Raw genomic sequence first — 24,981 nt, 5'->3', positions numbered from 1 at the left:
CGACGGGTCGGCCGGAACCCCGGCGTCGGGGGCCGTGCATCTCAGAGCCTGTGTCAAACGGCAGCCGCGCATGGCGATATGTCCTCACTCAGGGTGTCCACGCCCTGGTTCGACGAGACCGGCGGTGAGAGTTCCTGGCTCCCGGGGCTTCCTACCCCGGTGACAGTGGCGGGACCGCGCCGGAATCGCACCGGCTTCCTCTCCTGCCGCCGTAAATGGCTCCGGCAGTCCACCACGGGCCCGGAACAGCCGTCAACTTGCTGTTGACCTGCGAGAGGAGAGTGTGCTGAGGCCCACACCGGGTCCGGTGGGGCGGGGTTGGGGAGGGCCGGGCGCGTCGCCCCCGTCCGCGTCGTACGCGAAAGCGCCCTGCCCCGAACACCCCCGTCAGGGGCACCGGAACAGGGCGCGAGCCCGTCGCGCGAGGCGCGTCAGACCACGATCAGATAGATCCCGTACGCCACAGCCGCCGCGCACGCCGCGAAACACGCGTACGCGCCGGTGACCGCCAGTCCCGCGGAGCCCCCCTGCTCCACGGCCCGCTCGCGCCGCGTCAGACCCGCGATGCCGAGGGTGAACAGGGCCACCAGGGCCACGGTGACCACGAGGCTGACGCCGAAGACGGAGCCGAGAGCCGCCCAGTCGATCTTCATGATGCCGCTTCCTTGAGTATCCGGTCGGGGGTCAGACGCGGGCCGACGGCGTCGGCTCCCCGGCCGGGGCCGGGATCGTCGCCGCGAGCTCCTCGGTCGCCGGGCCGGCGGGCGGCGGCGGCGTGACGGCCGCCATCGCCGTGGTCACGACACCCGCGGGCTCCTCGGTCTCGTTGACGTTGGTGTGGTCGACGATCTCGCGCCGGGACAGCTTCCAGATGGCCGCGCTGGAGCCGACCAGGAACACCGCCACGACCGCCGTGCCCCAGGAGCCGAAGTTCGTGACCCACTCGGCCAGCGCGCCGACGAGCGCCGCGGCCGGCAGCGTCAGGCCCCACGCGACGAACATCCGCGTCGCCGTGGACCAGCGGACGACGCCGCCCTTGCGGCCGAGGCCCGCGCCCATCACCGCACCGGAGACGGAGTGCGTGGTGGAGAGGGAGAAACCGAGGTGGGAGGAGGCCAGGATGACCGTCGCCGCGCTGGTCTGGGCGGCGAAGCCCTGCTGCGGCTGGAGGTCGGTCAGGCCCTTGCCCATGGTGCGGATGATCCGCCAGCCACCGAGGTAGGTGCCGAGCGCGATGGCCACGCCCGCGGAGAGGATGACCCACATCGGCGGGTCCGAGTCGGGCGCCAGGGTGCCGCCGGCGACGAGGGCGAGGGTGATGATGCCCATCGTCTTCTGCGCGTCGTTGGTGCCGTGGGCGAGGGAGACCAGGCCGGCGGAGGCGATCTGGCCGGCGCGGTAGCCCTTCTCGGAGGACTTGCTGCCGTCGGCCTTCTTGCCCAGGGAGTACATCAGCTTCGTGGCGAGCATCGCCGCGAGGCCCGCGACCAGCGGGGCGGCGATCGCCGGGATGAGGACCTTGGTGACGAGCACGTCGCCGTGGACCGCGCCGACGCCCGCCGAGGCGATGGTCGCGCCGATCAGGCCGCCCATGAGGGCGTGCGAGGAGCTGGAGGGCAGACCGACCAGCCAGGTCAGCAGATTCCAGAGGATCGCCCCGACCAGCGCGGCGAAGATGACCTCGGGACGGATGCCGGTCTCGTCGACGAGACCTTTGGAGATCGTGTTGGCGACCTCCACGGAGAGGAACGCGCCGACAAGGTTCAGTACGGCGGACATGGCCACCGCGACCTTGGGCTTGAGCGCACCGGTCGAGATGGTCGTGGCCATCGCATTGGCGGTGTCATGAAAACCGTTCGTGAAATCGAACGCGAGTGCGGTTATTACCACAATCGCGAGGATCAGCGAGAAGTTTTCCATTTACCCAGGCAATCGTTCGAGGTCATTGGCTGGACGAACGTAAGTAACCTGAGTGAACGGAAGGTGAACTGGGGTGAGCTACGGGGTGTCTGAACCAGGCGTTCCGTCTTGCGTCGGTTCCACGTGGTTCCGCGGGCTTCAGGCGCCCCAAGGGTCGGGAGCCCTGGGCGACCTTCCGGAGCGGGCTCAGGGACCGGGGAAGAGATCCTGGTCACCCTGAAGCCGGGCCCGTCGGCTGGCAGGATCGCCGCATGGCTGAGCAGCGGGAGAACGGGCGGGGCGCGGGGGAGTCATGGCCGGAGGGCGTACGCCCCGAGGAGGCGCGCGCCTGGGAGGAACTGGTCGCGACAGCCCGCCGGACCGTGTCCGACGGTCTGGTCGTGGGCACGTCCGGGAACGTCTCGGTATGCGTCGGGGACACGGTCCTGGTCACCCCCACGGGGGTGCCGTACGACCGGCTCACCCCCGAGGACGTGACGGGCGTCGACCTGTCCGGGCGCCAGGTCCTCGGAAAGCTGCGGCCCACGAGCGAGCTGCCCATGCATCTCGCCGTCTACGGCGCCACCGGCGCCCGCGCGATCGTCCACACGCACGCCGTGCACGCCACGGCCGTCTCGACCCTGGTCCAGGAGGTCCCGGCGATCCACTACATCACCGCGGACCTCGGCGGCCCCGTCCGGGTTGCCCCGTATGCGACGTACGGCACCGAGGAGTTGGCCCGGAACATGCTCCGGGCCCTGACCGACCGCACCGCCTGCCTCCTGCAGAACCACGGCACGCTCGCCTACGGCGCCACCCTGACCCAGGCCTACGACCGCACGGCCCAGCTGGAATGGATGTGCCGAGTCTGGCTCACGGCGTCCTCGATACCGGGCCTGTCCCCCTCCCTGCTGTCCGCCGAACAACTGACGGAGGTGACGGAGAAGCTACGGGGCTACGGCCAACAGTCCTGACCCTACGGCCCCACGCCCGCCGCCCCGCTGCCGATGACGGGGCCCGCCGTCCCGCTACCGGTGACGCGCGCCCGCCGTCCCACTGACCGTCACGCGCGTCCGCTGTTCCGTCCTCCGTGAGGCATTGCCGACCGTTCCGCTGACCGGCGCCTGCGTCCGCCGTCCCGCTGACTGGCGCCTGCGTCTCCGTCCGCTGGCGGTGATGCGCGTCCGTCGCCTCGCTGGTGTGACGCGGGTCCGCTGTGCCGTTGGCCGCGATGCGTGTCTGCCGTTCCGACGACCGTAGCTTGCGCCCGCTGTCCCGTTGGCCGTGACGCGTGTCCGTCGTCCCGCTGGCGTCGCCCGCGTCGGCTCTCCCGCTGGCGGTGACGCGCGCCCGCCGCCTCGTTGGTGTGACGCGGGTCCGCCGTTCCGCTGACCGGCGCCCGCCTCTGCTCTCCCGCTGACCGGCGCCCGCCTCTGCTCTCCCGCTGACCGGCGCCCGCGTCTGCTCTCCCGCTGGCCGCGACCCGCGTCCGCCCACCCCTTAACGCCCCCGCCTCCGCCCCCTAGCCAGCCCCCTAACCGACCCCCCGCCTCCCCCTCCCACTGGCCGTACGCGGGGTCCGCCGGGACACTGGATGCGTGCGCACTGTCACCGCGACGGCCGCTGCCGTCACCATGGCCCTGGCCGCCGGCGCGGCAAGCGTGGCCGCCGGGCGACTCGCCAGCGACGCCGCGCTCAAGGCGCCCCCCGGCAGGCCCCTGCCCACCGAGCCCCGGCTCACGGTGCACGGCACGGCGGCCGGCCAGATCTCGCTCACCCGCGACCTGGCCTCCCTGCGCCCCGGCGTCTACGGCCTCGGCGGTGACGGCTCGCACGCGGTCGTGGGCCCCGTCCTCGGCACCGCGACCCACGCCGCCGACACGGTCGTCCGCCGCCTGGAACGCGTCACCCACGGCACCCTCAGCCCCGGCGACCGGGTCTGGCTCACCCCCAACCTCCACGTCGGCGACCCCCGCGCCGCACTCGGCCTCGACCACGCCGACGTCGACATCCCCGGCGAACTCGGCCCGCTGCCCGCCTGGTTCGTGCCCGGCGCCCGCCCCACCTGGATCATCGCGGTGCACGGCCTCGGCACCACCCGCGAACTCGCCATGAACGTCATGGAGTCCCTCACCGCCCGCCACTTCCCGGTCCTCGCCCTCGGCTACCGCGGCGACCTGGGGGCGCCCCGCTCCCCGGACGGCCTGAACCACCTCGGCGAGACCGAGTGGCGCGACCTGGACGCGGCACTCCGCTACGCCGTGCGCTACGGAGCCCGGCAGTTCGTCCTGCTCGGCTGGTCCACCGGCGCCACGATGGCCCTGCGCGCCGCCGCCCGCTCCGGGCTGCGCGACCGGATCTCGGGACTCGTCCTGGACTCCCCGGTGCTCAGCTGGGAGGCGACCCTGCGCGCCCTCGCCGCCGCCCGCCGCACCCCGGACGCCCTGCTCCCCCTCGCGGTCCGCGCCGCCCAGGGCCGCACGGGCCTGTACGGCGACCGCGCCGCCCCCGACGAGATCAGCTACCGGCTCAGCGTGCCGACCCTGATCTTCCACGGCCCCGACGACATCGTCGCCCCCTGGACCCACTCCCGCCGCCTGGCCGACGCCCACCCCGGCCTGGTGACCCTCCACACCGTCAAGCGCGCCCCCCACGGAGCCATGTGGAACGCGGACCCCAGGGCCTACGAGGAAACCCTGCGCCGCTTCCTGACCCCTCTCATGTGAGCGCCCCGGACGACGGCCACCCCCGGACCGGTCCCACGGGTTCCGTTTAACCCGGTACAACTGGCCTGTTATCGGTCCTCCGTCGCCCGCCGGGCCCCGTGCGTTGGCCATCCCCGTCGCCCCTCGTGACATTCCGTTTGGGTTTTCGGACCGTCAACCGGAAGACTGCACCCGTGACGTCCCGTATCCCGCGCGACTCCAGGCTCCGACTCGTCCGCCCGCGACCCCTGGCCGCCGCCCCCAGAGCTGTGAACCAACGGCGCCCACGCCGCCCCGCGCCCCGCCCTCCCGAGGGCACCCCGGCCCCCGCGGAGCTGGCCAGAATGGCGCGCTCCGGCCTGGCCGCGGCGGCCCGGGTCGCGCACTGGGCCGACGTCGCCCTGCGCCCCGGCCGCGACGGCGCCCACCCCGACAGCAAGGGCACCCTCTCCGACGCGAGCGCCGAACGGGCCGCGGCCGAACTCGACCTGACCGTCGCTCAAGTCCGCGCGGACTGGGACACCGCCCGCCTCGCCGGGCTGATCGAGGTGCACGGCGACAGCGCGCGCCCCGGCTGGCGGCTGCGCGCATGGCACCGCGACGACAGCGCCGTACTGCGCGGCTGGGTGGCCCTCTTCGACGCCTGGTCGCTCGCCCACCCGGAGCCCGCCGGCCACGAGCCCGCCGCCGTCGCCGAGGTCGTCTCGGCCATGCCCCAGGTGCTCTCCTTCCTCCAGCTGTCCGCCGGCCCGGTGCCGGTGGCGCAACTCCTCGACCTGCTGGCACAGCGCGTCACCGAACTGCGCACCGAGCGCTGCGAGATCCCCTACGGCCCGCAGCCCGAGCCGGACCGCGCCGCCCCCGCCGAGGACACCCCGCTCGCCCCGCTCCTGGACTGGGCCCTGCACGCCCTCGCCTCGGTCGGCGCCCTCACCTACGGCGACGGCCAGGCCACCCTGACCCCGCTCGGCAGCTGGGCGGTCTGGGTCAAGCTGGAGCAGATCTGCGTCGCCGCGCAGAGCCCCGCCGGGAACATCGAGCAGGCGGCCGAGGACATGCTCCGCGGCTGCGCCCAGCTCCGCCCCAACGCCGCCCGCGCCGAGTACCGCGCCTGGCTGGCGGCCCGCCCGGTCGGCAGCGCGGTCACCGAGCTGATCGACGCCGCCCGCGGCGAGGACGCCCTGCTGCGCGGCCTCGCCTTCGAGGCGCTGCGCGTGGTGGGCGCCCCCGCCGAGCCCGACGTACGGTCCGTGGCCGAGGAGCCGGCCCTCCGGCCGTACGCGCTGCTGTGGCTGGCCGAGCACGACGGGGTGGACCCCGAGGACGCCCACGAGGTCCTCACCCGCGAGGAGGCCACCTGGCTCTGGGTCGACACCGCCGCCGCGGTCGCCGACCACGGCGAGGCCCCCATGCTCGTGCGCCACCTGGAGTCCGCGCTGCAGCCGACGGTCCCCGCCCTGCTGGACGAGGTACGCGCCGTCGGCCACCCGCGCACGGTCCAGGTCCTGGTCGCCCTCGCGGCCGCCCACCCCGACCCGGCCCTGGCCAAGGCAGTCCGCCGCGCCGCCTTCCAGGTCCACACCGGCGGGAACTAGGCCCTGGCGTTTCGCCGGGCCGATCCGAACGACAGGACCTAGCCCCCGATCTCCGGCGCGTACGTGCCGAAGCTCCAGATGTTGCCCTCGGCGTCCCGGGCGATGTAGTCCCGGGAGCCGTAGTCCTGGTCCGTCGGGGGCATCAGGATCTCCACGCCGTGCTCCACGGCGCGCCGGTGGTGGGCGTCGACGTCGTCCACCACGACGTACACCCCGGCCGGGCCCGCGCCCTTCATCGCCGCGTCGAAGACACCGCCGCCGCCCTTCGAACCGACCATGACCGCGCCGTTGCCCTGGGTCAGCTCGGCGTGCAGCACCGTGCCGTCCTCGCCCTCGTACATCGTCAGCTCGGTGAAGCCGAGCGCTTCCGTGAGCTGCCGGACGCCCGCCTTCGCGTCCGCGTACAGCACCGTCGGAAAGATGCTCGGACGCCCGCCCTCCGTGCCTGCCATGTCGCTCACTCCCTCGAGATCACTCACGCAACCGCACGCTCACTGCCGGAAATGTCACCTGTCGTCCAGTCTCGCAGCGCCCACCGACAACGCCCCGCGCTCACCGGAACGTGTCGCACCGGGCCATGTCCCCGCTGTCGAAGCCCTGCCGGAACCACTGCTGCCGCTGCGCCGCCGACCCGTGCGTCCAGGACTCCGGCGTCACCCGGCCCTGGAAGCGCTCCTGGATCCGGTCGTCGCCCACGGCCGCCGCGGCGTCCAGGCCGTCCCGGATGTCGGCGTCGGTGAGGCTGGTGATCAGCGGCCGCCCGGTCGACTCGTCCTTCGTCGTGGTCGCGTGGTGCGCCCACACCCCCGCGTAGCAGTCGGCCTGGAGCTCCACCCGGACCGCGTTGCTGTCCGCCCCGGTCCGCCCGTCCCGCGACCGGTCGAGCGCGCCCGTCAGGTCCTGCACGTGATGCCCGTACTCGTGCGCCACCACGTACGCCTGCGCGAACGGCCCCCCGCCGGCGCCGAACGTCGTGCGCAGTTCGTCGAAGAAGCCGAGGTCGAGATAGACCTTGCGGTCGCCGGGGCAGTAGAACGGCCCGACCGCGCTGGTCGCCGACCCGCACGCGGTGCCGACCTGTCCGCTGAAGAACACCGTCGCCGAGCGCGCGTACGCCCCGCCGCGCCGCGTGAACTCCTCGTCCCAGAAGTCCTGCACGCTGTTGACCACGGCCACGATGCGGCAGTCGTCGCGGGTGTTCGCGTCCTGCCCGGTCCGGCAGGACTGCTGGACCTGCGCCAGGCCCGACGCCGTGCCCGAGGGCTGCTCGGACCCGTCGGTCAGCCCCAGCTGGTCGGGGCCGACCCCGAAGAACAGCGCCAGCACCAGCGCCAGCAGACCGGCGATCCCGCCCCCTACGGTGGCCCGCCCGCCGGGCACCCGCCTGCCCCGCACGTCCTGCACCTCCGAGGTGTCCAGCCGGGCATCGTCGTCGAACTGCATGGAACCCACACCCTCCGCCTACGCCGGACCCTCATCCTCACCCGCTCCCGCACCCCGGGCGCCGACTACGCACCCGAACGGGCGACGCCCTCCGGCGCCACCCACGGCCCGCCGGTCCACCCGCCCCCCGCGTGGCTACGCTCTGCGCCTGACCCGTGGGAAGCGCAAGGGAGGGGCGTCATGGCCGTGCTGGACGCGACGCCGGCCCGTCAAGGCGCCCGGCGCGCATCCGGCCCCGCCACTCCCGTCTTCCCCGCCCTGCTCGCCGTAGCCCTGGCGGTCGTCCTGCTCGCGGCGGCCCACCACCTGCGCCCCGCGCCCTACGGAGAGCGCCTCACCGTCCACGCGCGCGTGGCGCACGCGAGCGTGCCGCGCACCCGGGGGGCGGCCGTCGAGGCCCATGACCGGGCCGGCGGCGCCCTCCTGTGGCGGCACACCCGCGCGGGCCGCCACCCCCTGGCCGTGCTCCCCGCGCGCGGGGACACCGTGGCCCTCTGGGACGACGGTCTGGTCACCGCCACCGACGGCCGCACCGTCCGCTGGCACCGCGCCCTGCCCGCCGCCGCCGACTGGCTCCCCGCCCACGGCGGCACCGGCGTCCTGCGCCCCCTGGGCCCCGCCATGCTCGCCGTCGTCACCCCGTACCGCGTCACCGCGTACCGCCTCCGCGACGGCGATCTGCGCTGGGTGCTCCCCGCCCGCGAGGGGTGCGCCTTCGCCCCCGCGCGTGCCGTACGTCACGGCCGGACGCTGCTCCTGGCCCAGCCGTGTCCGGGGGCGGCGTGGACGTCCCAGCTCATCGCGGTGGACGACCTGGGCCGGGTCGTCCCGCACCGCCGACCGCTCGGCAACGACGTCCCCGGCGGCCGAAAACCGCTTGCACGGCCCCGTTAGACTGGCCTCATGGCCATTCTCCTCGCGCATTAGACGGCGGGAACGTCCTCAGCCGCCCATCCCGCCAACGACCCCGCCCTGGAGTCTGTCCGTGATCTCCGCCACCGGCATCGAGCTGCGCGCCGGCGCCCGCGTCCTCATCGAGTCCGCCACCTTCCGCGTCGCCAAGGGCGACCGCATCGGTCTGGTCGGCCGTAACGGCGCCGGCAAGACCACCCTCACCAAGTGCCTGGCCGGCGAGGGCATCCCCGCCGCCGGTGCCATCACCCGGTCCGGTGAGGTCGGCTACCTCCCGCAGGACCCGCGCACCGGCGACCTCGACGTGCTCGCCCGCGACCGCATCCTCTCCGCGCGCGGCCTGGACACCCTGATCCGCAAGATGCGCGACAACGAACAGCGCATCGCCAACGGCCAGGGCGCCACCCGCGAGAAGGCGCTCAAGCAGTACGAGCGCCAGGAGACGGAGTTCCTCACCAAGGGCGGTTACTCCGCCGAGGCCGAGGCCGCCACCATCGCCGCCGCGCTCAACCTCCCCGACCGGGTGCTCGGCCAGCCCCTGCACACCCTCTCGGGCGGTCAGCGCCGCCGTATCGAGCTCGCCCGGATCCTGTTCTCCGACGCGGACACCCTGCTCCTCGACGAGCCGACGAACCACCTCGACGCCGACTCGATCGTCTGGCTGCGCGACTACCTCAAGACCTACCGCGGCGGCTTCATCGTGATCTCCCACGACGTCGACCTGGTCGAGACGGTCGTCAACAAGGTGTTCTACCTGGACGCCAACCGCGCCCAGATCGACGTCTACAACATGGGCTGGAAGCTCTACCAGCAGCAGCGCGAGGCCGACGAGAAGCGCCGCAAGCGCGAGCGGCAGAACGCCGAGAAGAAGGCCGCCGCGCTGCACTCGCAGGCGGACAAGATGCGCGCCAAGGCCACCAAGACCGTCGCCGCGCAGAACATGGCGCGCCGGGCCGACAAGCTCCTCGCCGGCCTCGACGCGGTGCGCATGCAGGACAAGGTCGCCAAGCTCCGCTTCCCCGAGCCGGCGCCCTGCGGCAAGACCCCGCTGACCGCCGAGGGCCTGTCGAAGTCGTACGGCTCGCTGGAGATCTTCACCGATGTCGACCTGGCCATCGACAAGGGCTCGCGGGTGGTCATCCTCGGCCTCAACGGCGCCGGGAAGACGACCCTGTTGCGGCTCCTCGCCGGTGTCGAGCAGCCGGACACCGGTGCCGTCGTCCCCGGCCACGGCCTGAAGGTCGGCTACTACGCCCAGGAGCACGAGACCCTGGACGCCGACCGCACGGTCCTGGAGAACATGCGTTCGGCGGCGCCCGACATGGACCTCGTGGAGGTCCGCAAGGTGCTGGGCTCGTTCCTGTTCTCCGGCGACGACGTCGACAAGCCGGCCGGGGTCCTCTCCGGCGGTGAGAAGACCCGTCTCGCGCTCGCCACCCTCGTGGTCAGCTCGGCGAACGTGCTGCTCCTGGACGAGCCGACCAACAACCTCGACCCGGCCAGCCGCGAGGAGATCCTCGGCGCGCTGCGCACCTACAAGGGCGCGGTCGTCCTGGTCACCCACGACGAGGGCGCGGTCGAGGCGCTCCAGCCGGAGCGCATCATCCTGCTGCCCGACGGTGTCGAGGACCTGTGGGGCGCCGACTACGCGGATCTCGTCGCCCTGGCTTGATCGAATGGCTGATCCACTGCGTATGGATCATTCGGACGATCCGTGATCCATCATCTGTGTGAGATCTCCTCGTACCGGGGTGTGTCCTACACGGATTTTCCGGCCGAGTCCTTTGTCGACAAGGGCTCGGCCGTCGCGCGTCCCTGACCTGCCGCTTCGCGGAACAACCCGTTCGGCGGTACGAACCCGCCATCACGGAATCACCGGTTCCTCTTGTGTGGACCTGCTCCTGTCGTCACATCCATGTCTCACCGACCTTGCCGAATGGGTGGCCATCAGGCCCGGAAGGGGTGATCATGAGGAGACCAGAGCGCACTTCCCATGAGGAGGACCGGGTGGCCGAGACTCTGAAGAAGGGCAGCCGGGTAACCGGCGCCGCGCGCGACAAGCTCGCGGCAGACCTGAAGAAGAAGTACGACTCCGGTGCGAGCATCCGGGCGCTGGCCGAGGAGACCGGCCGCTCGTATGGCTTCGTGCACCGGATGCTCAGTGAGTCGGGCGTCACGCTGCGTGGGCGTGGCGGGGCGACCCGCGGCAAGAAAGCCGCGGGCTGACCCCCGGGCGGCCCACCGGCTTCGATGGTGGCCACCCGGTCGGTCGGTTGATCGGCCGGGTGGTTACTGTGCAGTCACTTACGCGACCGCACCCATCGGAGGCGCCCCATGGCTTCGCTCGACCCGGCTCTCGACAAGGACGGCGTACGACTCACCGTCGATGACGCAGTCGCCACGGTGACGCTGACCAACCCCGCCAAGCGCAACGCGCAGAGCCCCGCTCTGTGGCGCGCGCTGGCCGAGGCCGGTCGGCTGCTGCCCGGATCCGTCCGGGTCGTGGTGCTGCGGGCCGAGGGCAAGTCCTTCTCGGCCGGACTCGACCGGCAGGCGTTCACGCCGGAGGGCTTCGACGGTGAGCCGTCGTTCATCGATCTCGCGCGCGGCGGCGACGCCGACCTCGACGCGACCATCGCCGAGTACCAGGAGGCGTTCACCTGGTGGCGGCGCAGCGACCTCGTGTCCATCGCCGCCGTCCAGGGCCATGCCATCGGGGCGGGCTTCCAGCTCGCGCTCGCCTGTGACCTGCGCGTCGTCGCGGACGACGTGCAGTTCGCCATGCGCGAGACCAGCCTCGGCCTGGTCCCCGACCTGACCGGCACCCACCCCCTGGTGGGCCTCGTCGGCTACGCCCGGGCGCTGGAGATCTGCGCCACCGGGCGCTTCGTCACGGCCGAGGAGTCCGTCAGCACCGGTCTGGCGAACATCGCCGTCCCCGCGGACCAGCTCGACGACGCGGTGCGCGACCTCGCCGCCGCCCTGCTGGCCGCCCCCCGGGACGCGGTCATCGAGACCAAGGCACTCCTGCGCGGGGCGGCCGACCGCACCTACGAGGAGCAGCGCGTCGCCGAACGCGCCGCCCAGGCGCGCCGCCTGCGGGACCTGGCGGGCGTGGGCGAGTGACCGCTCACCCGGCGACGGCGGTGATCAGGACCGCCACCGTCGGGTGATCCGGCACCGCCTGCGCCACCTGGGTGCGGACCGCACGGGCCACCTCCACGGCCCGGTGGTCCGCCCGTACCGCGATCTCCAGCCGGACATGACGGGCCGGCAGGGCGGCCCCGGCGGGCCGTTCCTCGAAGTGCACCGGCCGCCCGAGGCCGCCCAGGATGCCGGTCAGCCCCGCCACACCCGGCACCGCGAGCGCGGCCGCGGCGGCGCGGGCCTCGTCGCCCTCACCGGGCTCCCGGGCCGACGGAGCCTCCCGCGGCGGTACCGGAGCGGACTGCGCCCCCTCGTCCAGCAGCGCCGTCACCCGTAGATCCACCTCCGTGACCGCCAGCCCCAGCCGCCGGTCCGCCGCCTCCGCCAGCGCCCCGCGCAGCCGGTCCGCCACCGCGGGCAGCGGCTCGGACGCCGTAGCCGCGAAGTCCGCCGTCACCCGCAACGCGCCGGGCGGCAGCGCGCTCGGCGGCGCCGGCACCACGGGCTCCTGGGTCTCGCCGGGATCGGCGAGCGCGATCCTGAGCGCGCCGAGACGCACCCCCGGCAACTCGTGCGCCGCGCTGCGCAGCGTGTCCGCGGCCGCCTCCTCGGCGATCCACGCGCCGTCACGCGGCCCGCCCAACGGCAGCAGCCTGCCGAGCCCCAACTGCTGCCGCACTGTCCGCGCCCATCCGTCCACCGTCATTACTCCAGCCTGCCGCATCCCCGGGGCGGAATGGTGCAACCCCGCTTACGGTGGACGAAGAAGGACGAACCGAAAGGGACGTGCGGCGATGAGTGACATGACGCAGAGGGCCGAGGTCGAACAGGAGTCGACCGGACAGACCCGCAAGACCATCAAGCGCGGTGGCGGTGACCCGGGGAGCCGGGGCCGGACCACGATCGCTGACGGCGTGGTCGAGAAGATCGCGGGACTCGCGGCGCGGGACGTCGTCGGGGTGCACGCGATGGGCAGCGGGATGAGCCGCACCTTCGGCGCGGTGCGGGACCGGGTACCGGGCGGTGCCTCGAAGTCCGTCACGCGCGGGGTGAAGGCCGAGGTGGGCGAGGTGCAGACCGCGCTCGACCTGGAGATCGTCGTCGACTACGGCGTGGCGATCTCCGACGTGGCCCGGGCCGTGCGGGAGAACGTCGTCTCCGCGGTGGAACGGATGACCGGCCTGGAAGTGGTCGAGGTCAACATCGCGGTGAGCGATGTGAAACTGCCCGACGAGGAGGACGAAGAGGAACCGGAGCCCCGGCTCCAGTGACCGGCCACCCCACCACTGAAGGGAGCGCACCATGAGCATGGCCGTCGTCGGCATGATCGCCGGCATGGCGCTGGGCTTCGCCGGGTATTTCGGCGGCTTCGGTGCCTTCCTCCTGGTGGCCGCCCTGGGCGCCACCGGGTTCGTCGTCGGCCGGTTCCTCGAAGGGGACCTGGAACTCGGCGACTTCTTCCGCACCCGTGACGACCGGCGCGACCGGCGGTGAGTAGGTGACCGTGCAATCCGGTGACGTGGACAGACCCCGGGCCGTCGTGCCGCCGGGCGAGCGCGGCGCCACCCGGATCGCCGACCGGGTGGTGGTGAAGATCGCCTCGCAGGCGGCCCGCGAGGCCCTGGGCCCGCTGCCCGCGGACGTTTCGCCCCCGCACGCGGGCGCCGTCGTCCACCACGACACGGCCCGCCTGCGGCTGCATCTCGAACTCGACTACCCCACCGACATCGGCGCCCGCTGCGCCGCCGTGCGTCGTCATGTCGCCGAGCGGGTACGCGCGTTGGTGGGCATGGAGGTGCCGGAGGTCGTCGTCCACGTGGAGCGGCTGCACCCGGCACACGGCGCGGCACAGGGGAGGACGCGATGAGCGAGCCCCAGGGCTCCGAGGGCACCACACGACCACTGCCGGTCCTCGAAAAGCAGACCGGCACCGACCCGCTCGGACCGGACGCGTCCGCGGCCGGTTCCGACCCCCCGCCCGTCCTGGACGGGAAGGACGCCGCGAACGGCCGCTTCTGGTCCACCCGCCGGGTCACGGCCGCGATCGTCGCCCTGCTGCTCCTGGCCCTGGTCGGCCTGTTCCTCTACGACATCGCCGCCGTGCGCGCCGACCGGCCCGCCATGGCCTGGCGCCGGGACCTGGCCGACCAGCTCGCCGAGCGCCCCCTCGACGACATCTGGGTGCTGATCGGCGCGGGCGTCACCGCGGCCCTCGGCCTGTGGCTGCTCGCGCTGGCCGCCACACCCGGCCTGCGCTCCCTGCTGCCGATGCGCCGCACCCACCCCGACGTGCGCGGCGCACTGGACCGTCAGGCCGCCGCGCTGGTGCTGCGCGACCGTGCCATGGAGATCGCCGGGGTGCAGTCGGCCCGGATCCGCATGCGCCGCAAGCGGGCCGACGTCCGCGCGGTCTCCCACTTCCGGGACCTGGACGACGTTCGCGCCGACCTGGACGGCGCGCTCGCCGACGCCGTGAACGGCCTCGGCCTGTCCCGGCCGCCCGCCCTGTCGGTGCGGGTACAGCGACCCGGACGGAAGGGGTGAGCGCGATGCTCAGGACCGTCAACCGCGTCCTGCTCGGCCTCGTCGGCCTGCTCCTGGTCGTCCTCGGCGGCTCCGTGCTCGCCGTGGGCCTCGGTCTGAACCCGCCGTCCTGGTGGATCCACGACGGCCGGGACGACGTCCTGCTCAGCGACTCCGAGCGGACCCGCTGGCAGGACGAGGACTGGTGGTGGCCGGCGGTCATCGCCGCGCTGGCGGTGCTGCTCCTGCTGCTCCTGTGGTGGCTGACCGCGGTGCTGCGGCGCCGTCGGCTCACCGAGGTCCTGGTCGACACCGGCGACGGCGAGGGCGCGCTGCTACGGGGCCGCGCCCTGGAGGGCGTACTGGTGAGCGACGCGGAGTCGATGGACGGGGTCCACCGGGCGCACACCCGCCTGACCGGCCGCAGGAGCGCCCCCGGGGCCCGCGTACGGCTGCTGCTGGAACCGCATGTGGACCCGGGCACGACCCTGAACGACCTCACGGCCGGACCCCTCACCCACGCACGCCGGTCGGCGGGGCTGGCGGCGCTGCCGACGGAGGTCAGGCTGAAGGCGGCCAAGCACCGCGCGGAGCGGGTCAGTTGAGCCGGACCCGCTCCTTCGGCTCACCCTCCGCGGCTAGAACCCGTGCCGCAGGCCGCCGTCCACCGGGACCATGATGCCGGTCAGGTACGAGGCGGCCGGGGAGAGCAGGAACGCGCCGGTCCGGCCGAACTCCTCCGGCCTCCCGTAGCGCCGCAGCGGGATCCGCGTCTCGGCGGCCGCGCGCGTCGCCTCCGGGTCCGCGGACATGCCGTCCAGCTCGCGCACCCGGTCCGTGTCGATGCGCCCCGGCAGCAGCCCCACGACCCGGATCCCGCGCGGCCCCAGCTCGTCCGCGAGGGACTTGGCGAACCCGGCGAGGCCGGGCCGCAGTCCGTTCGAGATGGTCAGGCCCGGAATCGGCTCGTGCACGGACCCCGACAGCACGAAGCCGATGACACCGCCCGCCTCCAGCTCGGCCGCCGCCGCCCGGGCCAGCCGCACCGCGCCGAGGAACACCGTCTCGAACGCCGCCTGCCACTGCTCGTCGGTGTTGTCGGCGACGAAGCCGGGCGCCGGGCCGCCGACGCTGACGAGGACGCCGTCGAAGCCGCCGAAGTGCTCACGCGCGGCGGCGATCAGCCGGGCGGGCGTCTCCGGGTCGGCGTTGCCCGCGGCGACCCCAACCGCGTCCGGGCCCAGCGCGGACGCGGCCTCGGCGACCGTCGTCTCGTCCCGCCCCGAAATGATCACCTTCGCGCCCTCGGCGACCAGCTCCCGCGCGGTGGCGTTGCCCAGCCCACGCGTCGCTCCGGTGACGACGTACACCCGGTCCTTCAGTCCAAGATCCATGCCCCCTATCCTGCCTCCTCCGTCCCGAACAGGGCGAGGGCGGTGTTCACCAGGCCGATGTGGCTGAACGCCTGCGGGAAGTTGCCCAGCTGGACACCGGCCACGGGGTCGTACTCCTCGGCCAGCAGCCCGACGTCGTTGCCGAGCACCACGAGCCGTTCGAACAGCTCCCTGGCCTCCTTGCCGCGGCCGATCATGTGCAGGGCGTCCGCCAGCCAGAACGAGCACGCCAGGAAGGTGCCCTCGCTGCCCGGCAGCCCGTCGGCCGTCTCCTCGGGGCTGTAGCGGCGCAGGAAGCCGCCGTGGCACAGCTCGTCGCGGACCGCGTCGATGGTGCCGATCACCCGGGGGTCGTCCGGCGGCAGAAAGCCCACGCGCGGGATCAGCAGCAGCGAGGCGTCCAGCTCGCGCGAGCCGTAGTACTGGGTGAAGGTGTTCCGCTCGGGGTCGTAGCCCTTCTCGCAGACCTCCCGGTGCACCTCGTCGCGCAACGCGCGCCAGGCGTCCACGTCGCCCTCCAGATGAGGGTCGCGCTCCACCGCGCGCACCGCGCGGTCGGCGGCCACCCACACCATCACCTTGGAGTGGACGAACTGCCTGCGGCCCCCGCGCACCTCCCACAACCCCTCGTCGGGCTGCCGCCACGCGCTGCACAGGAAGTCCATCAGCGCGACCTGCAGCGCCCACATCTGCGGGTTGGAGGGCAGGCCCGAACTGCGGGCCAGCGACAGCGAGTCCATGACCTCGCCGTACACGTCGAGCTGGACCTGCTTCACGGCCTCGTTGCCGATCCGTACCGGGCCGGAGTCGGCGAAGCCGGCCAGCCACGGCAGCTCCATCTCGGGCAGCCGGCGCTCGCCCGCCACGCCGTACATGATCTGCAGGTCCGCCGGGTCGCCCGCGACCGCCCGCAGCAGCCAGTTCCGCCAGGCCTCGGCCTCCTCCTGGTACCCGGCGGCCAGCAGCGCGCCGAGGGTGAGGGTGGAGTCCCGCAGCCAGCAGTAGCGGTAGTCCCAGTTGCGCACGCCGCCCAGCTCCTCGGGGAGCGAGGTGGTGGGGGCGGCGACGATGCCGCCGGTGGGGGCGTAGGTGAGCGCCTTCAGGGTGATCAGGGAGCGGACCACGGCGTCCCGGTGCGGGCCGTCGTAGCGGCAGTGGGCCGCCCAGGCCTGCCAGTCGGCGACGCTGGTGGCCAGCGATTCGTAGGGGTCGACGAGCGCGGGGCGTGGTTCGTGCGAGGGGTGCCAGGTCAGCACGAACGCCACCGACTCGCCCTCGGCGACGGTGAACTCCGAGTACGTGCAGTGGTCCGCGCCCCAGGTGCGCACCTGCGGTTCGCTGCGCAGCCACACCGAGTCCGGGCCCGCCACGGCGACCCGGTGGCCGTCGGAGCGGCGTATCCAGGGGGTGATCGAGCCGTAGTCGAAGCGCAGCCGGAGCGTGCTGCGGACGGTGACCTCGCCGCGCAGGCCCTCGACGATGCGGACGAGGTCGGGGGCGCGGTCGCGTTGGGGCATCAGGTCGGTGACGCGGACGGCGCCTTGGTCGGTCTCCCATTCGGTGTCCAGGACAAGGGTGTCCGGTCGGTAGGCGCGGCGGGTGCACCGCTCGGCGCCGGTGGGGGCGATCCGCCAGTGGCCGTTCTCCTCGTCGCCGAGCAGGCGGGCGAAGCAGGCGGCGGAGTCGAAGCGGGGCAGGCACAGCCAGTCCACGGAACCGTCCGTGCTGACCAGGGCAGCCGTCTGTTCGTCGCCGATGAGCGCGTAGTCCTCGATACGGGGAAGCACGGGGAGCGGGTTCCCGGCAGGAAGGACGCGCAATCTCGCGGTGTGGTCATTCCGGCCGGACGGCTCACACCGCCGCGGGCTCGCTCCGCGCGGCGGGCTGTTCGGTCCCGCGCGCCCGGCGGTCGCGCAGCTCGCGGCGGACCAGGATCACCCAGCCGACCGGGACGCCCGCGGCGAACAGCCACCACTGGACGGCGTAGGCGTAGTTCAGCGCGGCGTCCTCCTTGCCGGGCTTGCCGAGCTGCTGCGGAGTGCCGCCCTCCGGGGCCGGGCCGGTCTGCACGAGGTAGCCGCCGAGCACCCGGGCGTCGAGGCGGCGCGCCTCCTGCGCGCTGTTGATCAGCATGATCTGGCGGTCGGGCAGGCCCTGGAGGTTCTTGATGCCGCTCGCCTCGGTCGTCTCGTCGGGCATCAGCCGGCCGGTGACGGTGAGCTCGCCGCCCGGCGGGGCGGGCACCTTCGGGAACGCGCTCTGGCTCGCCGCCCGGTCGGCGGGGATCCAGCCCCGGTTGACCAGCAGCACCTTGCCGTCGCGCAGTACGAACGGGGTGAGCACGTGGTAGCCGACCTCGTCGTCGGCGTTGGTGCGGCGGCGGACGACGACCTCGTCGTCGGTGTCGAAGTGCCCGGTGGCGGTGACGGTGCGGTACCGCTCGTTCCTGGTGACGGCGTGCCCGGGGGCGGTCAGCCGCTCGACGGGTACCGGCTTCGCGGCCAGCGAGTCGGAGACCAGCTGGTTGCGGGCGGTGCGCTCGTCGTAGCGGTGCATCTGCCAGATGCCCAGCCTGATCATCGTGGGGATGAGCAGCACGGCGACCAGCGTGAGGATCACCCACTGCCGGGACAACAGGAAGCGGTACACCCCACGACCGTACAACTCGGTCGTGGGGTGCGTTCAGGCGGGTACCGGGTCACACCTTGTCGATGATGCCCGCCTTTCCCTCCGCGCGGGCGCAGTGGGCACCGCAGTACCAGTGGCCCTCGACCTCGACGCCCTGCCCGATGATCTGGACGCGGCAGTGCTCGCAGATGGGGGCCATGCGATGGATCGCACAGGCGAAGCAGTCGAAGACATGCACCGCGCCCTGCGCACGAATCTCGAAGGTCATCCCGTAGTCATTGCCGCAAACTTCGCATCTCGCCATGCGCCACAGGGTGGGCCGTCGGGGCGGTGCGAGCGAGTGGGCGCCGGGCGAGTCGCACCGCAATCACCCATCCGTACGGTCACTGCTCGGTGCCGGCTCCACATCGGCGAGCAGCTGCCCGAACGCCGCCTCGTCCACCACGGGGGTGCCGTACTGCCGGGCCTTGACCACCTTGGAGGTGCCCGAGTCCGGGTCGTTGGTGACGAGCAGGCTGGTCAGCCGGGAGATGCTGGTGGCGACATGCAGTCCGGCCTCGACCGCCCGGTCCTCCAGCAGGTCGCGCTCGACGGAGGTGTCGCCGGAGAAGGCGATCCGCATGCCCTGTTTGAGTCTTTTGCCCGCTTCGTACCGCCCTGGGTTGGGATAGGGGCAGGCGGGCCTTTTGCGGGCGGGGCGCCAACTGGTCGGCCGGTAGCCGCCGTAGCCGCCCTGCTGCTGCCGCGGCACGGCCCGGTCCGTCCACTCGGTCAGCGGCCGGCACTCGTGCAGGGGAAGCCGTACGCCGCCCTCGGCCGCGGCCTTCAGGCTCGGCCGGAACGCCTCCGCCAGCACGCGCGCGTCGTCCAGCGCGTGGTGCGCGCGCTGCTGGACGACGCCGAAGTGCGCGGCCAGCGACTCCAGCTTGTGGTTGGGCAGCGGCAGGGCCAGTTCCTTGGAGAGCGCGATGGTGCACAGCCGCTGCCGCACCGGCGCCTCGCACCGGGCGCGCGCGTACTCGCGGGCGATCATCTGCCAGTCGAAGACGGCGTTGTGCGCGACGAGCACCCGGTCCGCCAGACGGGCGGAGAACTCCTCGGCGATCTCGGGGAAGAGGGGCGCGCCCTCCAGTACGTCGCTCGTCAGACCGTGGATCCACACCGGGCCCGGGTCGCGCTCCGGGTTGACCAGCGTGTACCAGTGGTCCTCGACCTCGCCGCGCGCGTCCAGCCGGTAGACGGCCGCGGAGATGATCCGGTCGTCCCGGGCCAGCCCGGTGGTCTCCACGTCAACGACCGCGTATCCCTGCGGATACGCGGCCGGCCACCCGGCGGGCGAGGACGCTGCGGTCGTACGGTCTTCGAGCATGGTCACTGAGGATACGGGCCGGGACTGACAGTCCCCTCCCGCGGTCCCGAGTCGCCACCCCGTCAGGTGCCCTGCCCCGCCCGTCCGTTCGAGGGCCGGCCGGGGGAGCGCGTCAAGTCCCGTGCCGCGCGGGGCCGTCCGGAAGAGGGGTGCACCTTTGGCGGAGATCACCAACAAGTAAGCGCGTACCCCAGGTAATACTTGTGAGTAACAACGTCTAGCCGTGGGCGACCAGCGGTTCTACCGTGCCAGCATGCCGAACCTGCCCGATGTCGTGCTGTGGTCCATACCCGCCTTCGTCCTGCTCACCGTGGTCGAGATGATCAGCGTCCGCCTCCATCCCGACGAGGAGGCCGCGGGGTACGAGACGAAGGACGCCGCGACCAGCCTCGGCATGGGACTCGGCAGTCTGTTCTTCGACTTCCTGTGGAAGATCCCCATCGTCGCGATCTACACGGCGGTCTACGAACTGACGCCGCTGCGGGTGCCCGTGCTGTGGTGGACCATCCCGTTGATGCTGCTCGCGCAGGACTTCTTCTACTACTGGTCCCACCGCGGCCACCACGTCGTCCGGATCCTGTGGGCCTGCCACGTCGTGCACCACTCCAGCGAGAAGTTCAACCTCACCACCGCGCTGCGCCAGCCCTGGACCTCCCTGACCGTCTGGCCGTTCTACGTCCCCCTCATCGCCTGCGGTGTGCACCCGGCCGCGCTCGCCTTCTGCTCCTCGGCCAACCTCGTCTACCAGTTCTGGATCCACACCGAGCGCATCGACAAGATGCCCCGGTGGTTCGAGTTCGTGTGCAACACGCCCTCCCACCACCGCGTCCACCACGCCTCCCAGGGCGGCTACCTGGACCGCAACTTCGGCGGCATCCTCATCGTCTGGGACCGGCTGTTCCGTTCCTTCACCGCCGAGACCGACCGTCCCGTCTTCGGGCTGACCAAGAACATCGACACGTACAACCCGGTGAAGGTCGCCACCCACGAGTACGTCTCCCTCGCCAAGGACCTGAAGGCGGCGCGCCGTTGGCGGGACCGGGCGGGGCTCCTGCTGCGCGGCCCCGGCTGGCGGCCCGCCCCGGAACCCGCGCGGGAGAGCGTGTCGGCGTGAGGCGCGTTCTCCTGGCGGCCTTCGCACTGGCCGCCCTCGTCGACTTGGGCTCCCTCGCCGCCGGCTTCGATGCCGGGCACCTGGCCGCCAAGCCGCTGCTGATGCCGCTGCTCGCCGGGTACGCCGCCCTGTCCGGGGCGCCCCGGCTGCTCGTCGCCGCCCTGCTGTTCGGCTGGGGCGGCGACGTCCTGCTGCTGTCCGACGCCGAGCCCGCCTTCCTCGCCGGCATGGGCTCCTTCGCCGCCGGGCACGTCTGCTACCTGCTGCTGTTCCAGGGGCGCGGGGGCCACCAGCCGTTCCTGCTCGCCGGGTACAGCGTCGCCCTCACCACCACCGTCGCGACGCTCTGGCCCGCCCTTCCGGCCGGCCTGCGCGTCCCGGTCGCCGGCTACAGCCTGCTGCTCACGGCCATGGCGTACCGCGCGGGCAGCCGGTTCGGCCTCGTCACCGGGCTCGGTGGCGCGCTCTTCATGCTCTCCGACACCCTCATCGCGACCGGCGTCGCCGAGTGGTCCCAGCCGCCCCGGCCGGACCTGTGGATCATGCTCACCTATATTGCGGCGCAGGTCCTGCTCGTCACTGGCACACTCAGAGCGCTCGAAGCGCGTCCGTACCCGGCGGCGACGTACGGTGAGGTGCGCTCGACCACCCCCTGAGCGCGCTCACGCCCCGCAGGAGAAGGACCTCGCCATGCGTGCCACCACCATCCACGCCCCCTTCGACATGCGGGTGGCGGACGTACCCGACCCGGTCGTCCAGCTGCCCACCGACGCCGTGGTCCGGGTGCTGCGCGCCTGCATCTGCGGCAGCGACCTGTGGGCCTACCGCGGCGAGGCGGCCCGGCAGCCCGGTCAGCGGATCGGGCACGAGTTCCTCGGTGTCGTCGAGGAGACCGGTTCGGAGGTCTCCGGCGTGCGGACCGGCGACCTGGTCGTCGCGCCCTTCATGTGGTCCGACGGCGTCTGCGGCTACTGCCGGGAGGGCCTGACCACCTCCTGCGAGCACGGCGGCTTCTGGGGCTCCGTCGGCTACGACGGCGGCCAGGGCGAGGCGGTGCGCGTGCCCTTCGCCGACGGCACCCTCGTCCGGCTGCCCAAGGAGGCCGCCTCCGACGAGCGGCTGCTGGCCGCCCTGCTCACCCTGTCCGACGTGCTGGGCACCGGCCACCACGCCGCCCTCGCCGCGGGCGCCCGGCCGGGGGCCACGGTCGCCGTGGTCGGTGACGGCGCCGTCGGCCTGTGTGCGGTGCTCGCCGCCAAGCGACTGGGCGCCGAGCGGATCGTCGCGCTCGGCCGCCACCAGGTCCGTACCGACATCGCCCGCCGCTTCGGCGCCACCGACGTCGTCGCCGAGCGCGGCGAGGCAGCCGTGGACGCGGTCCGCGAACTCACCCGCGGCCAGGGCGCGCACGCCGTCGTCGAGGCGGTCGGCACCGAGCAGTCCATGCGTACGGCCGTGAACATCACCCGTGACGGCGGCGGCATCGGCTTCGTCGGCGTGCCGCACGGCAGCAGGACCGGACTCGACCTCGGCGTCATGTTCGACCGGAACATCGCCCTGCGCGGCGGTGTCGCGCCGGTCCGCGCCTACATCCCCGAGCTGCTGCCCGACATCCTGGACGGCACCGTCGACCCCTCGCCGGTCTTCGACCTGACGGTCGGTCTGGAGGGCGTGCCCGACGGCTACCGGGCGATGGACGAGCGGGTGGCGCTCAAGGTCATGGTCACCATCTGAGTCATGGTCAGCATCTCCGTCGAGGTCACCATCTGATCGGCACCGGCAACGCGGTCAGCAGCCCCGACACCGCCACCACTACCCCCAGCGCGATGACCTCCACGCGCGCGGGGGCGCAGGCCGTGAGCGGGTCGGCGGCCCGGCTCAGCCGGATCCGCGCCCACAGGGCGAGCCCGGCGACGGCGGCCACCAGCAGCACCTTGGCGAGCAGCACGCGCCCGTACGCCGTCGCCGTCAACTGCTCGACGATCGTCCCGGGCGGCATGCGGCGCAGCGAACTGCACACCCCGGTCGCGGTGATGGCGGCGAGCAGGACGGCCGCCACGCGCGCGTAGAGCCCGAGCAGCGCCGCCCCGGACGGCGGACCGCCCCGCAGGCTCCGCAGGACGTGCAGCAGTCCGCCCGCCCACAGCGCCGCGCAGGTCAGATGGACCAGCGTCAGACCGGAACCGACGAGCGGGGACTGCTCGGTCACCGGATGCGCGCGCAGCGCCTCGGCGACGACGACCGCGGCCAGCGGCCAGAGCTGGGTGCCGGGCCGCCGGGACAGCGCGCACAGCCCGGCCACGGCGAAGGCGTTGACCTCCAGCAGCGCGAGCTTGCCGTCCCGGGTGGCGTACAGGCCGCCGACGTCGAGGTCGGAGAGGCTGTCCGGCACGAGGTTGCCGGTCGAGACGACGGAGGCCAGCCCCAGGGCGGCGAGGAAACCCGCGCCCGCCGCCCAGGGCGCCCAGCTGCGGGGCGGCGGGGGAGTACCGGGTACGGAACGGGCCAGCCGGTTCACGAACAGTTCGCCGACCGGGACGCACAGGGCCGCGAACAGCACCGTCCGCAGCAGCGCGATGCCGCCGGTGCCGGGGGCCGCGGCCTCCCCGGTGTCGTGCAGCGCCGCGGACGGCCCGAGCAGCGGTATCAGCGCCCCCAGGGCCACCAGCACGAGGACGGCCACGGCTCGTCCGGTGCCGGGGCCGCGCCGGGACTCGCTCGCGTCGGCAACCTCCGACGTGGGTCTTATCAAGGTCACCTCAAGATCTTCACCAGTCCTCCCAGAAACGGGCAAGCGCTGGAAAACAACTGGCGGTACGGCATTCCGCCCATGGGTACGTTTCCGGACGGTCCGCATCTCAGCTCCAGGCCGCCGGATCGGCGCCCAGGGCGCCGGGCGGGCGTGCCCAGTCACCGGGCCCGCCCCGGTAGGCCACCGGCGGCAGGGCGTACCGCAGCCGCCCGAGCGTACTGTCCGTCTCGGCCAGCCAGGGCTCCGGCCCCCCGTACGCCGCCCCGCCCGTCCCGTCCGCGTCGATTGCGCTGGTCAGCCAGAGCGCGGTGCGCGCCAGCGACAGCCGTACGACCCTGCTGCCGCCGTCGTCGGCCTGCTCGGTCAGGGCGCGCAGCACGGCCGCCGCGAGCAGGTACCCGGTGCCGTGGTCCAGCGCCTGCGCGGGCAGCGCGCCCGGCCGCTGTGCCGAGCCCTCCGTGACGGCGATGCCGGTCGCCGCCTGGACCAGGCTGTCGAAGCCGCGCCGCCGCCCCCAGGGCCCGGACGCGCCCCACGCCGACACCTGCGCCACCACCACCCCGGGCCGGCGCTCCGCCAGCGCCTCGGGGGCCAGCCCGAACCGGTCCAGGGCGCCCGGCCGGTACCCGGTGACGACCACGTCGGCGCCGGCCAGCAGCTCCTCGACGGCACGCCGGTCCGCCCGCAGGTCCAGCGTGGCGGACCGCTTGCCGAACCCCGTGTCCGCGTGCTGGTCGGGCAGTTCGGGGTACCGCGGCGGATCGGCGCGCAGCACGTCCGCGCCCAGCAGGGCGAGGGTGCGGGTGCCGACCGGGCCCGCGATGACCCGGGTGAGGTCCAGGACCCGGATCCCGTCCAGCGGGAGCGTCGGCCCGGTCGACGGGAGCACCCGTGCGGGGGCCGGGCCCAGCCGCTCCCGCTCCACCAGGGGACGCCCGGCCACCGCGCGCGCCTGCGGATGCGCCGCCCACTCCCCGGGCGTCCGTACCGCCACCGCGAGGCCGCCCGCCGCGTACACGGCTTCCTCGACGTCCGCCGCGGACCGCTCCGCGAGAGCCGCCTCGACGGAGTCCGGCCGGCCCAGCGCCGCCAGCAACCGCTCCCTGTGGTGCGGATAGTTGGCGTGCGTGCGCACCCAGCCGTCCGCCGTTCGCCAGAACCGTGACGAGGGTGCGAAGTTGACCGGCGCCCGGCCATTGATCAACAGATGCCGTTCGCTCACGAACGCCGTGCCGACGGCACCGTCGTCCACCCGGACCTCCGGCACCTCCGGCAGCCCGGCCCGCCGCGCACCGAGCTCCGCGGCGGCCAGCGCACACGCGCCGACACACCCGCGCGCCAACTGCCGTACGGGAAGCCTCCCCTGGAGGACCCCGGTGCGGCGGACGGTCGACACCCGCGGGAGAAGTGCGGGATCGCCGCCCACCGCGGCCCAGGCGTAGTCGATGGAGTCCATGACTGAACTATGCAGTATTGACTCGATCAATATATGAAGCGGAT

The 24,981-nt window shown here is 73.3% G+C and carries 27 protein-coding genes and 1 riboswitch; of the genes, 15 read left to right on the top strand and 12 right to left on the bottom strand.

Going from position 1 to position 24,981, the window contains the following annotated elements:
- Window positions 1-109 precede the first annotated feature (109 nt).
- Window positions 110-249: riboswitch (cobalamin riboswitch) on the bottom strand.
- Between the two features lie 182 nt (window positions 250-431).
- Both ACWD1Z_RS28325 and ACWD1Z_RS28320 read right to left on the bottom strand, forming a co-directional pair.
- Window positions 432-653: a hypothetical protein gene (locus ACWD1Z_RS28325; RefSeq protein WP_451122416.1), complete on the bottom strand. Its 222-nt coding sequence runs from the start codon at window positions 651-653 to the stop codon at window positions 432-434.
- Between the two features lie 31 nt (window positions 654-684).
- Window positions 685-1,920 carry an anion permease gene (locus ACWD1Z_RS28320; RefSeq protein ID WP_451122415.1) on the bottom strand — a complete coding sequence of 412 codons (1,236 nt, stop codon included), beginning with the start codon at window positions 1,918-1,920 and terminating at the stop codon, window positions 685-687.
- Window positions 1,921-2,171: 251 nt separating this feature from the next.
- Between ACWD1Z_RS28320 and ACWD1Z_RS28315 the strand changes: the two genes are divergently transcribed.
- From ACWD1Z_RS28315 to ACWD1Z_RS28305, 3 genes are all read left to right on the top strand, one after another.
- Window positions 2,172-2,873: a class II aldolase/adducin family protein gene (locus tag ACWD1Z_RS28315; protein WP_451122414.1), complete on the top strand. Its 702-nt coding sequence runs from the start codon at window positions 2,172-2,174 to the stop codon at window positions 2,871-2,873.
- Between the two features lie 624 nt (window positions 2,874-3,497).
- Entirely contained in the window at window positions 3,498-4,625 is a 1,128-nt protein-coding gene (locus ACWD1Z_RS28310) for an alpha/beta hydrolase family protein (RefSeq protein WP_451122413.1), read from the top strand.
- A gap of 173 nt (window positions 4,626-4,798) precedes the next feature.
- A complete protein-coding gene (locus ACWD1Z_RS28305; protein ID WP_451122412.1) occupies window positions 4,799-6,199 on the top strand; it encodes a hypothetical protein in 1,401 nt (466 codons plus the stop codon).
- A gap of 38 nt (window positions 6,200-6,237) precedes the next feature.
- On the opposite strand, the gene ACWD1Z_RS28300 is transcribed toward ACWD1Z_RS28305, so the two are convergent.
- Window positions 6,238-6,651: a VOC family protein gene (locus tag ACWD1Z_RS28300; RefSeq protein WP_451122411.1), complete on the bottom strand. Its 414-nt coding sequence runs from the start codon at window positions 6,649-6,651 to the stop codon at window positions 6,238-6,240.
- 100 nt (window positions 6,652-6,751) lie between these two features.
- Window positions 6,752-7,642 carry a KPN_02809 family neutral zinc metallopeptidase gene (ypfJ, locus tag ACWD1Z_RS28295; protein WP_451122410.1) on the bottom strand — a complete coding sequence of 297 codons (891 nt, stop codon included), beginning with the start codon at window positions 7,640-7,642 and terminating at the stop codon, window positions 6,752-6,754.
- A gap of 180 nt (window positions 7,643-7,822) precedes the next feature.
- On the opposite strand from ypfJ, the gene ACWD1Z_RS28290 reads away from it, so the two are divergent.
- From ACWD1Z_RS28290 to ACWD1Z_RS28275, 4 genes are all read left to right on the top strand, one after another.
- Entirely contained in the window at window positions 7,823-8,536 is a 714-nt protein-coding gene (locus tag ACWD1Z_RS28290) for a hypothetical protein (protein WP_451122409.1), read from the top strand.
- A gap of 91 nt (window positions 8,537-8,627) precedes the next feature.
- Window positions 8,628-10,226 carry an ABC-F family ATP-binding cassette domain-containing protein gene (locus tag ACWD1Z_RS28285; protein WP_451122408.1) on the top strand — a complete coding sequence of 533 codons (1,599 nt, stop codon included), beginning with the start codon at window positions 8,628-8,630 and terminating at the stop codon, window positions 10,224-10,226.
- Window positions 10,227-10,561: 335 nt separating this feature from the next.
- A complete protein-coding gene (locus ACWD1Z_RS28280) occupies window positions 10,562-10,780 on the top strand; it encodes a helix-turn-helix domain-containing protein (protein WP_019758351.1) in 219 nt (72 codons plus the stop codon).
- Window positions 10,781-10,888: 108 nt separating this feature from the next.
- Window positions 10,889-11,680, top strand: coding sequence for an enoyl-CoA hydratase/isomerase family protein (locus tag ACWD1Z_RS28275; RefSeq protein ID WP_451122407.1), 792 nt, complete (start codon window positions 10,889-10,891; stop codon window positions 11,678-11,680).
- A 4-nt stretch (window positions 11,681-11,684) separates the two neighbouring features.
- Here the strand turns inward: ACWD1Z_RS28275 and ACWD1Z_RS28270 are convergent, their stop codons facing one another.
- Window positions 11,685-12,407 (bottom strand): nucleopolyhedrovirus P10 family protein, encoded by a 723-nt coding sequence (locus ACWD1Z_RS28270; RefSeq protein WP_451122406.1) that lies wholly within the window; start codon window positions 12,405-12,407, stop codon window positions 11,685-11,687.
- A gap of 88 nt (window positions 12,408-12,495) precedes the next feature.
- On the opposite strand from ACWD1Z_RS28270, the gene ACWD1Z_RS28265 reads away from it, so the two are divergent.
- Genes ACWD1Z_RS28265 through amaP form a run of 5 tightly spaced genes read left to right on the top strand, consistent with a single transcriptional unit; the run spans window position 12,496 to window position 14,829 of the window.
- Complete coding sequence (locus tag ACWD1Z_RS28265; protein ID WP_451122405.1) at window positions 12,496-12,972, top strand: Asp23/Gls24 family envelope stress response protein; 477 nt, start codon at window positions 12,496-12,498, stop codon at window positions 12,970-12,972.
- A gap of 31 nt (window positions 12,973-13,003) precedes the next feature.
- On the top strand, window positions 13,004-13,195 hold the full coding sequence (locus ACWD1Z_RS28260; protein WP_389418817.1) for a hypothetical protein: 192 nt from the start codon (window positions 13,004-13,006) through the stop codon (window positions 13,193-13,195).
- A 25-nt stretch (window positions 13,196-13,220) separates the two neighbouring features.
- The gene (locus ACWD1Z_RS28255) at window positions 13,221-13,568 is read left to right on the top strand and encodes a hypothetical protein (RefSeq protein ID WP_451122404.1); all 348 of its coding nucleotides are present in this window, start codon (window positions 13,221-13,223) and stop codon (window positions 13,566-13,568) included.
- Complete coding sequence (locus ACWD1Z_RS28250) at window positions 13,565-14,245, top strand: DUF6286 domain-containing protein (protein WP_451122403.1); 681 nt, start codon at window positions 13,565-13,567, stop codon at window positions 14,243-14,245. Before ACWD1Z_RS28255 ends, ACWD1Z_RS28250 begins: the two co-directional genes overlap by 4 nt.
- Window positions 14,246-14,250: 5 nt before the next feature.
- Window positions 14,251-14,829 (top strand): alkaline shock response membrane anchor protein AmaP, encoded by a 579-nt coding sequence (amaP, locus tag ACWD1Z_RS28245; protein WP_451122402.1) that lies wholly within the window; start codon window positions 14,251-14,253, stop codon window positions 14,827-14,829.
- Between the two features lie 33 nt (window positions 14,830-14,862).
- Here the strand turns inward: amaP and ACWD1Z_RS28240 are convergent, their stop codons facing one another.
- From ACWD1Z_RS28240 to ACWD1Z_RS28220, 5 genes are all read right to left on the bottom strand, one after another.
- Window positions 14,863-15,618: an SDR family oxidoreductase gene (locus ACWD1Z_RS28240; protein WP_451122401.1), complete on the bottom strand. Its 756-nt coding sequence runs from the start codon at window positions 15,616-15,618 to the stop codon at window positions 14,863-14,865.
- 5 nt (window positions 15,619-15,623) lie between these two features.
- On the bottom strand, window positions 15,624-17,405 hold the full coding sequence (locus ACWD1Z_RS28235; protein WP_451122400.1) for a glycoside hydrolase family 15 protein: 1,782 nt from the start codon (window positions 17,403-17,405) through the stop codon (window positions 15,624-15,626).
- A 64-nt stretch (window positions 17,406-17,469) separates the two neighbouring features.
- Entirely contained in the window at window positions 17,470-18,267 is a 798-nt protein-coding gene (locus ACWD1Z_RS28230; protein ID WP_451122399.1) for an SURF1 family cytochrome oxidase biogenesis protein, read from the bottom strand.
- 49 nt (window positions 18,268-18,316) lie between these two features.
- Window positions 18,317-18,550, bottom strand: a complete 234-nt coding sequence (locus ACWD1Z_RS28225) for a hypothetical protein (RefSeq protein ID WP_250070665.1) — start codon at window positions 18,548-18,550, stop codon at window positions 18,317-18,319.
- Between the two features lie 63 nt (window positions 18,551-18,613).
- On the bottom strand, window positions 18,614-19,615 hold the full coding sequence (locus ACWD1Z_RS28220) for a DEDDh family exonuclease (RefSeq protein WP_451122398.1): 1,002 nt from the start codon (window positions 19,613-19,615) through the stop codon (window positions 18,614-18,616).
- A 253-nt stretch (window positions 19,616-19,868) separates the two neighbouring features.
- Between ACWD1Z_RS28220 and ACWD1Z_RS28215 the strand changes: the two genes are divergently transcribed.
- Genes ACWD1Z_RS28215 through ACWD1Z_RS28205 form a run of 3 tightly spaced genes read left to right on the top strand, consistent with a single transcriptional unit; the run spans window position 19,869 to window position 22,463 of the window.
- Complete coding sequence (locus tag ACWD1Z_RS28215) at window positions 19,869-20,729, top strand: sterol desaturase family protein (protein WP_451122397.1); 861 nt, start codon at window positions 19,869-19,871, stop codon at window positions 20,727-20,729.
- Entirely contained in the window at window positions 20,726-21,385 is a 660-nt protein-coding gene (locus tag ACWD1Z_RS28210; protein ID WP_451122396.1) for a lysoplasmalogenase, read from the top strand. The genes ACWD1Z_RS28215 and ACWD1Z_RS28210 overlap by 4 nt, the downstream gene beginning before the upstream one ends.
- 34 nt (window positions 21,386-21,419) lie before the next feature.
- Window positions 21,420-22,463, top strand: a complete 1,044-nt coding sequence (locus ACWD1Z_RS28205) for a zinc-dependent alcohol dehydrogenase family protein (protein WP_451122395.1) — start codon at window positions 21,420-21,422, stop codon at window positions 22,461-22,463.
- Between the two features lie 25 nt (window positions 22,464-22,488).
- Here ACWD1Z_RS28205 and ACWD1Z_RS28200 read toward each other — a convergent pair whose 3' ends face one another.
- The gene (locus ACWD1Z_RS28200; protein WP_451122394.1) at window positions 22,489-23,487 is read right to left on the bottom strand and encodes a CopD family protein; all 999 of its coding nucleotides are present in this window, start codon (window positions 23,485-23,487) and stop codon (window positions 22,489-22,491) included.
- A 100-nt stretch (window positions 23,488-23,587) separates the two neighbouring features.
- Entirely contained in the window at window positions 23,588-24,937 is a 1,350-nt protein-coding gene (locus ACWD1Z_RS28195; RefSeq protein ID WP_451122393.1) for a CoA transferase, read from the bottom strand.
- Window positions 24,938-24,981: the final 44 nt, after the last annotated feature.

The sequence above is a fragment of the Streptomyces sp. NPDC002784 genome, from assembly GCF_053592135.1.
This window is presented reverse-complemented; position numbering and strand designations above follow the sequence as displayed.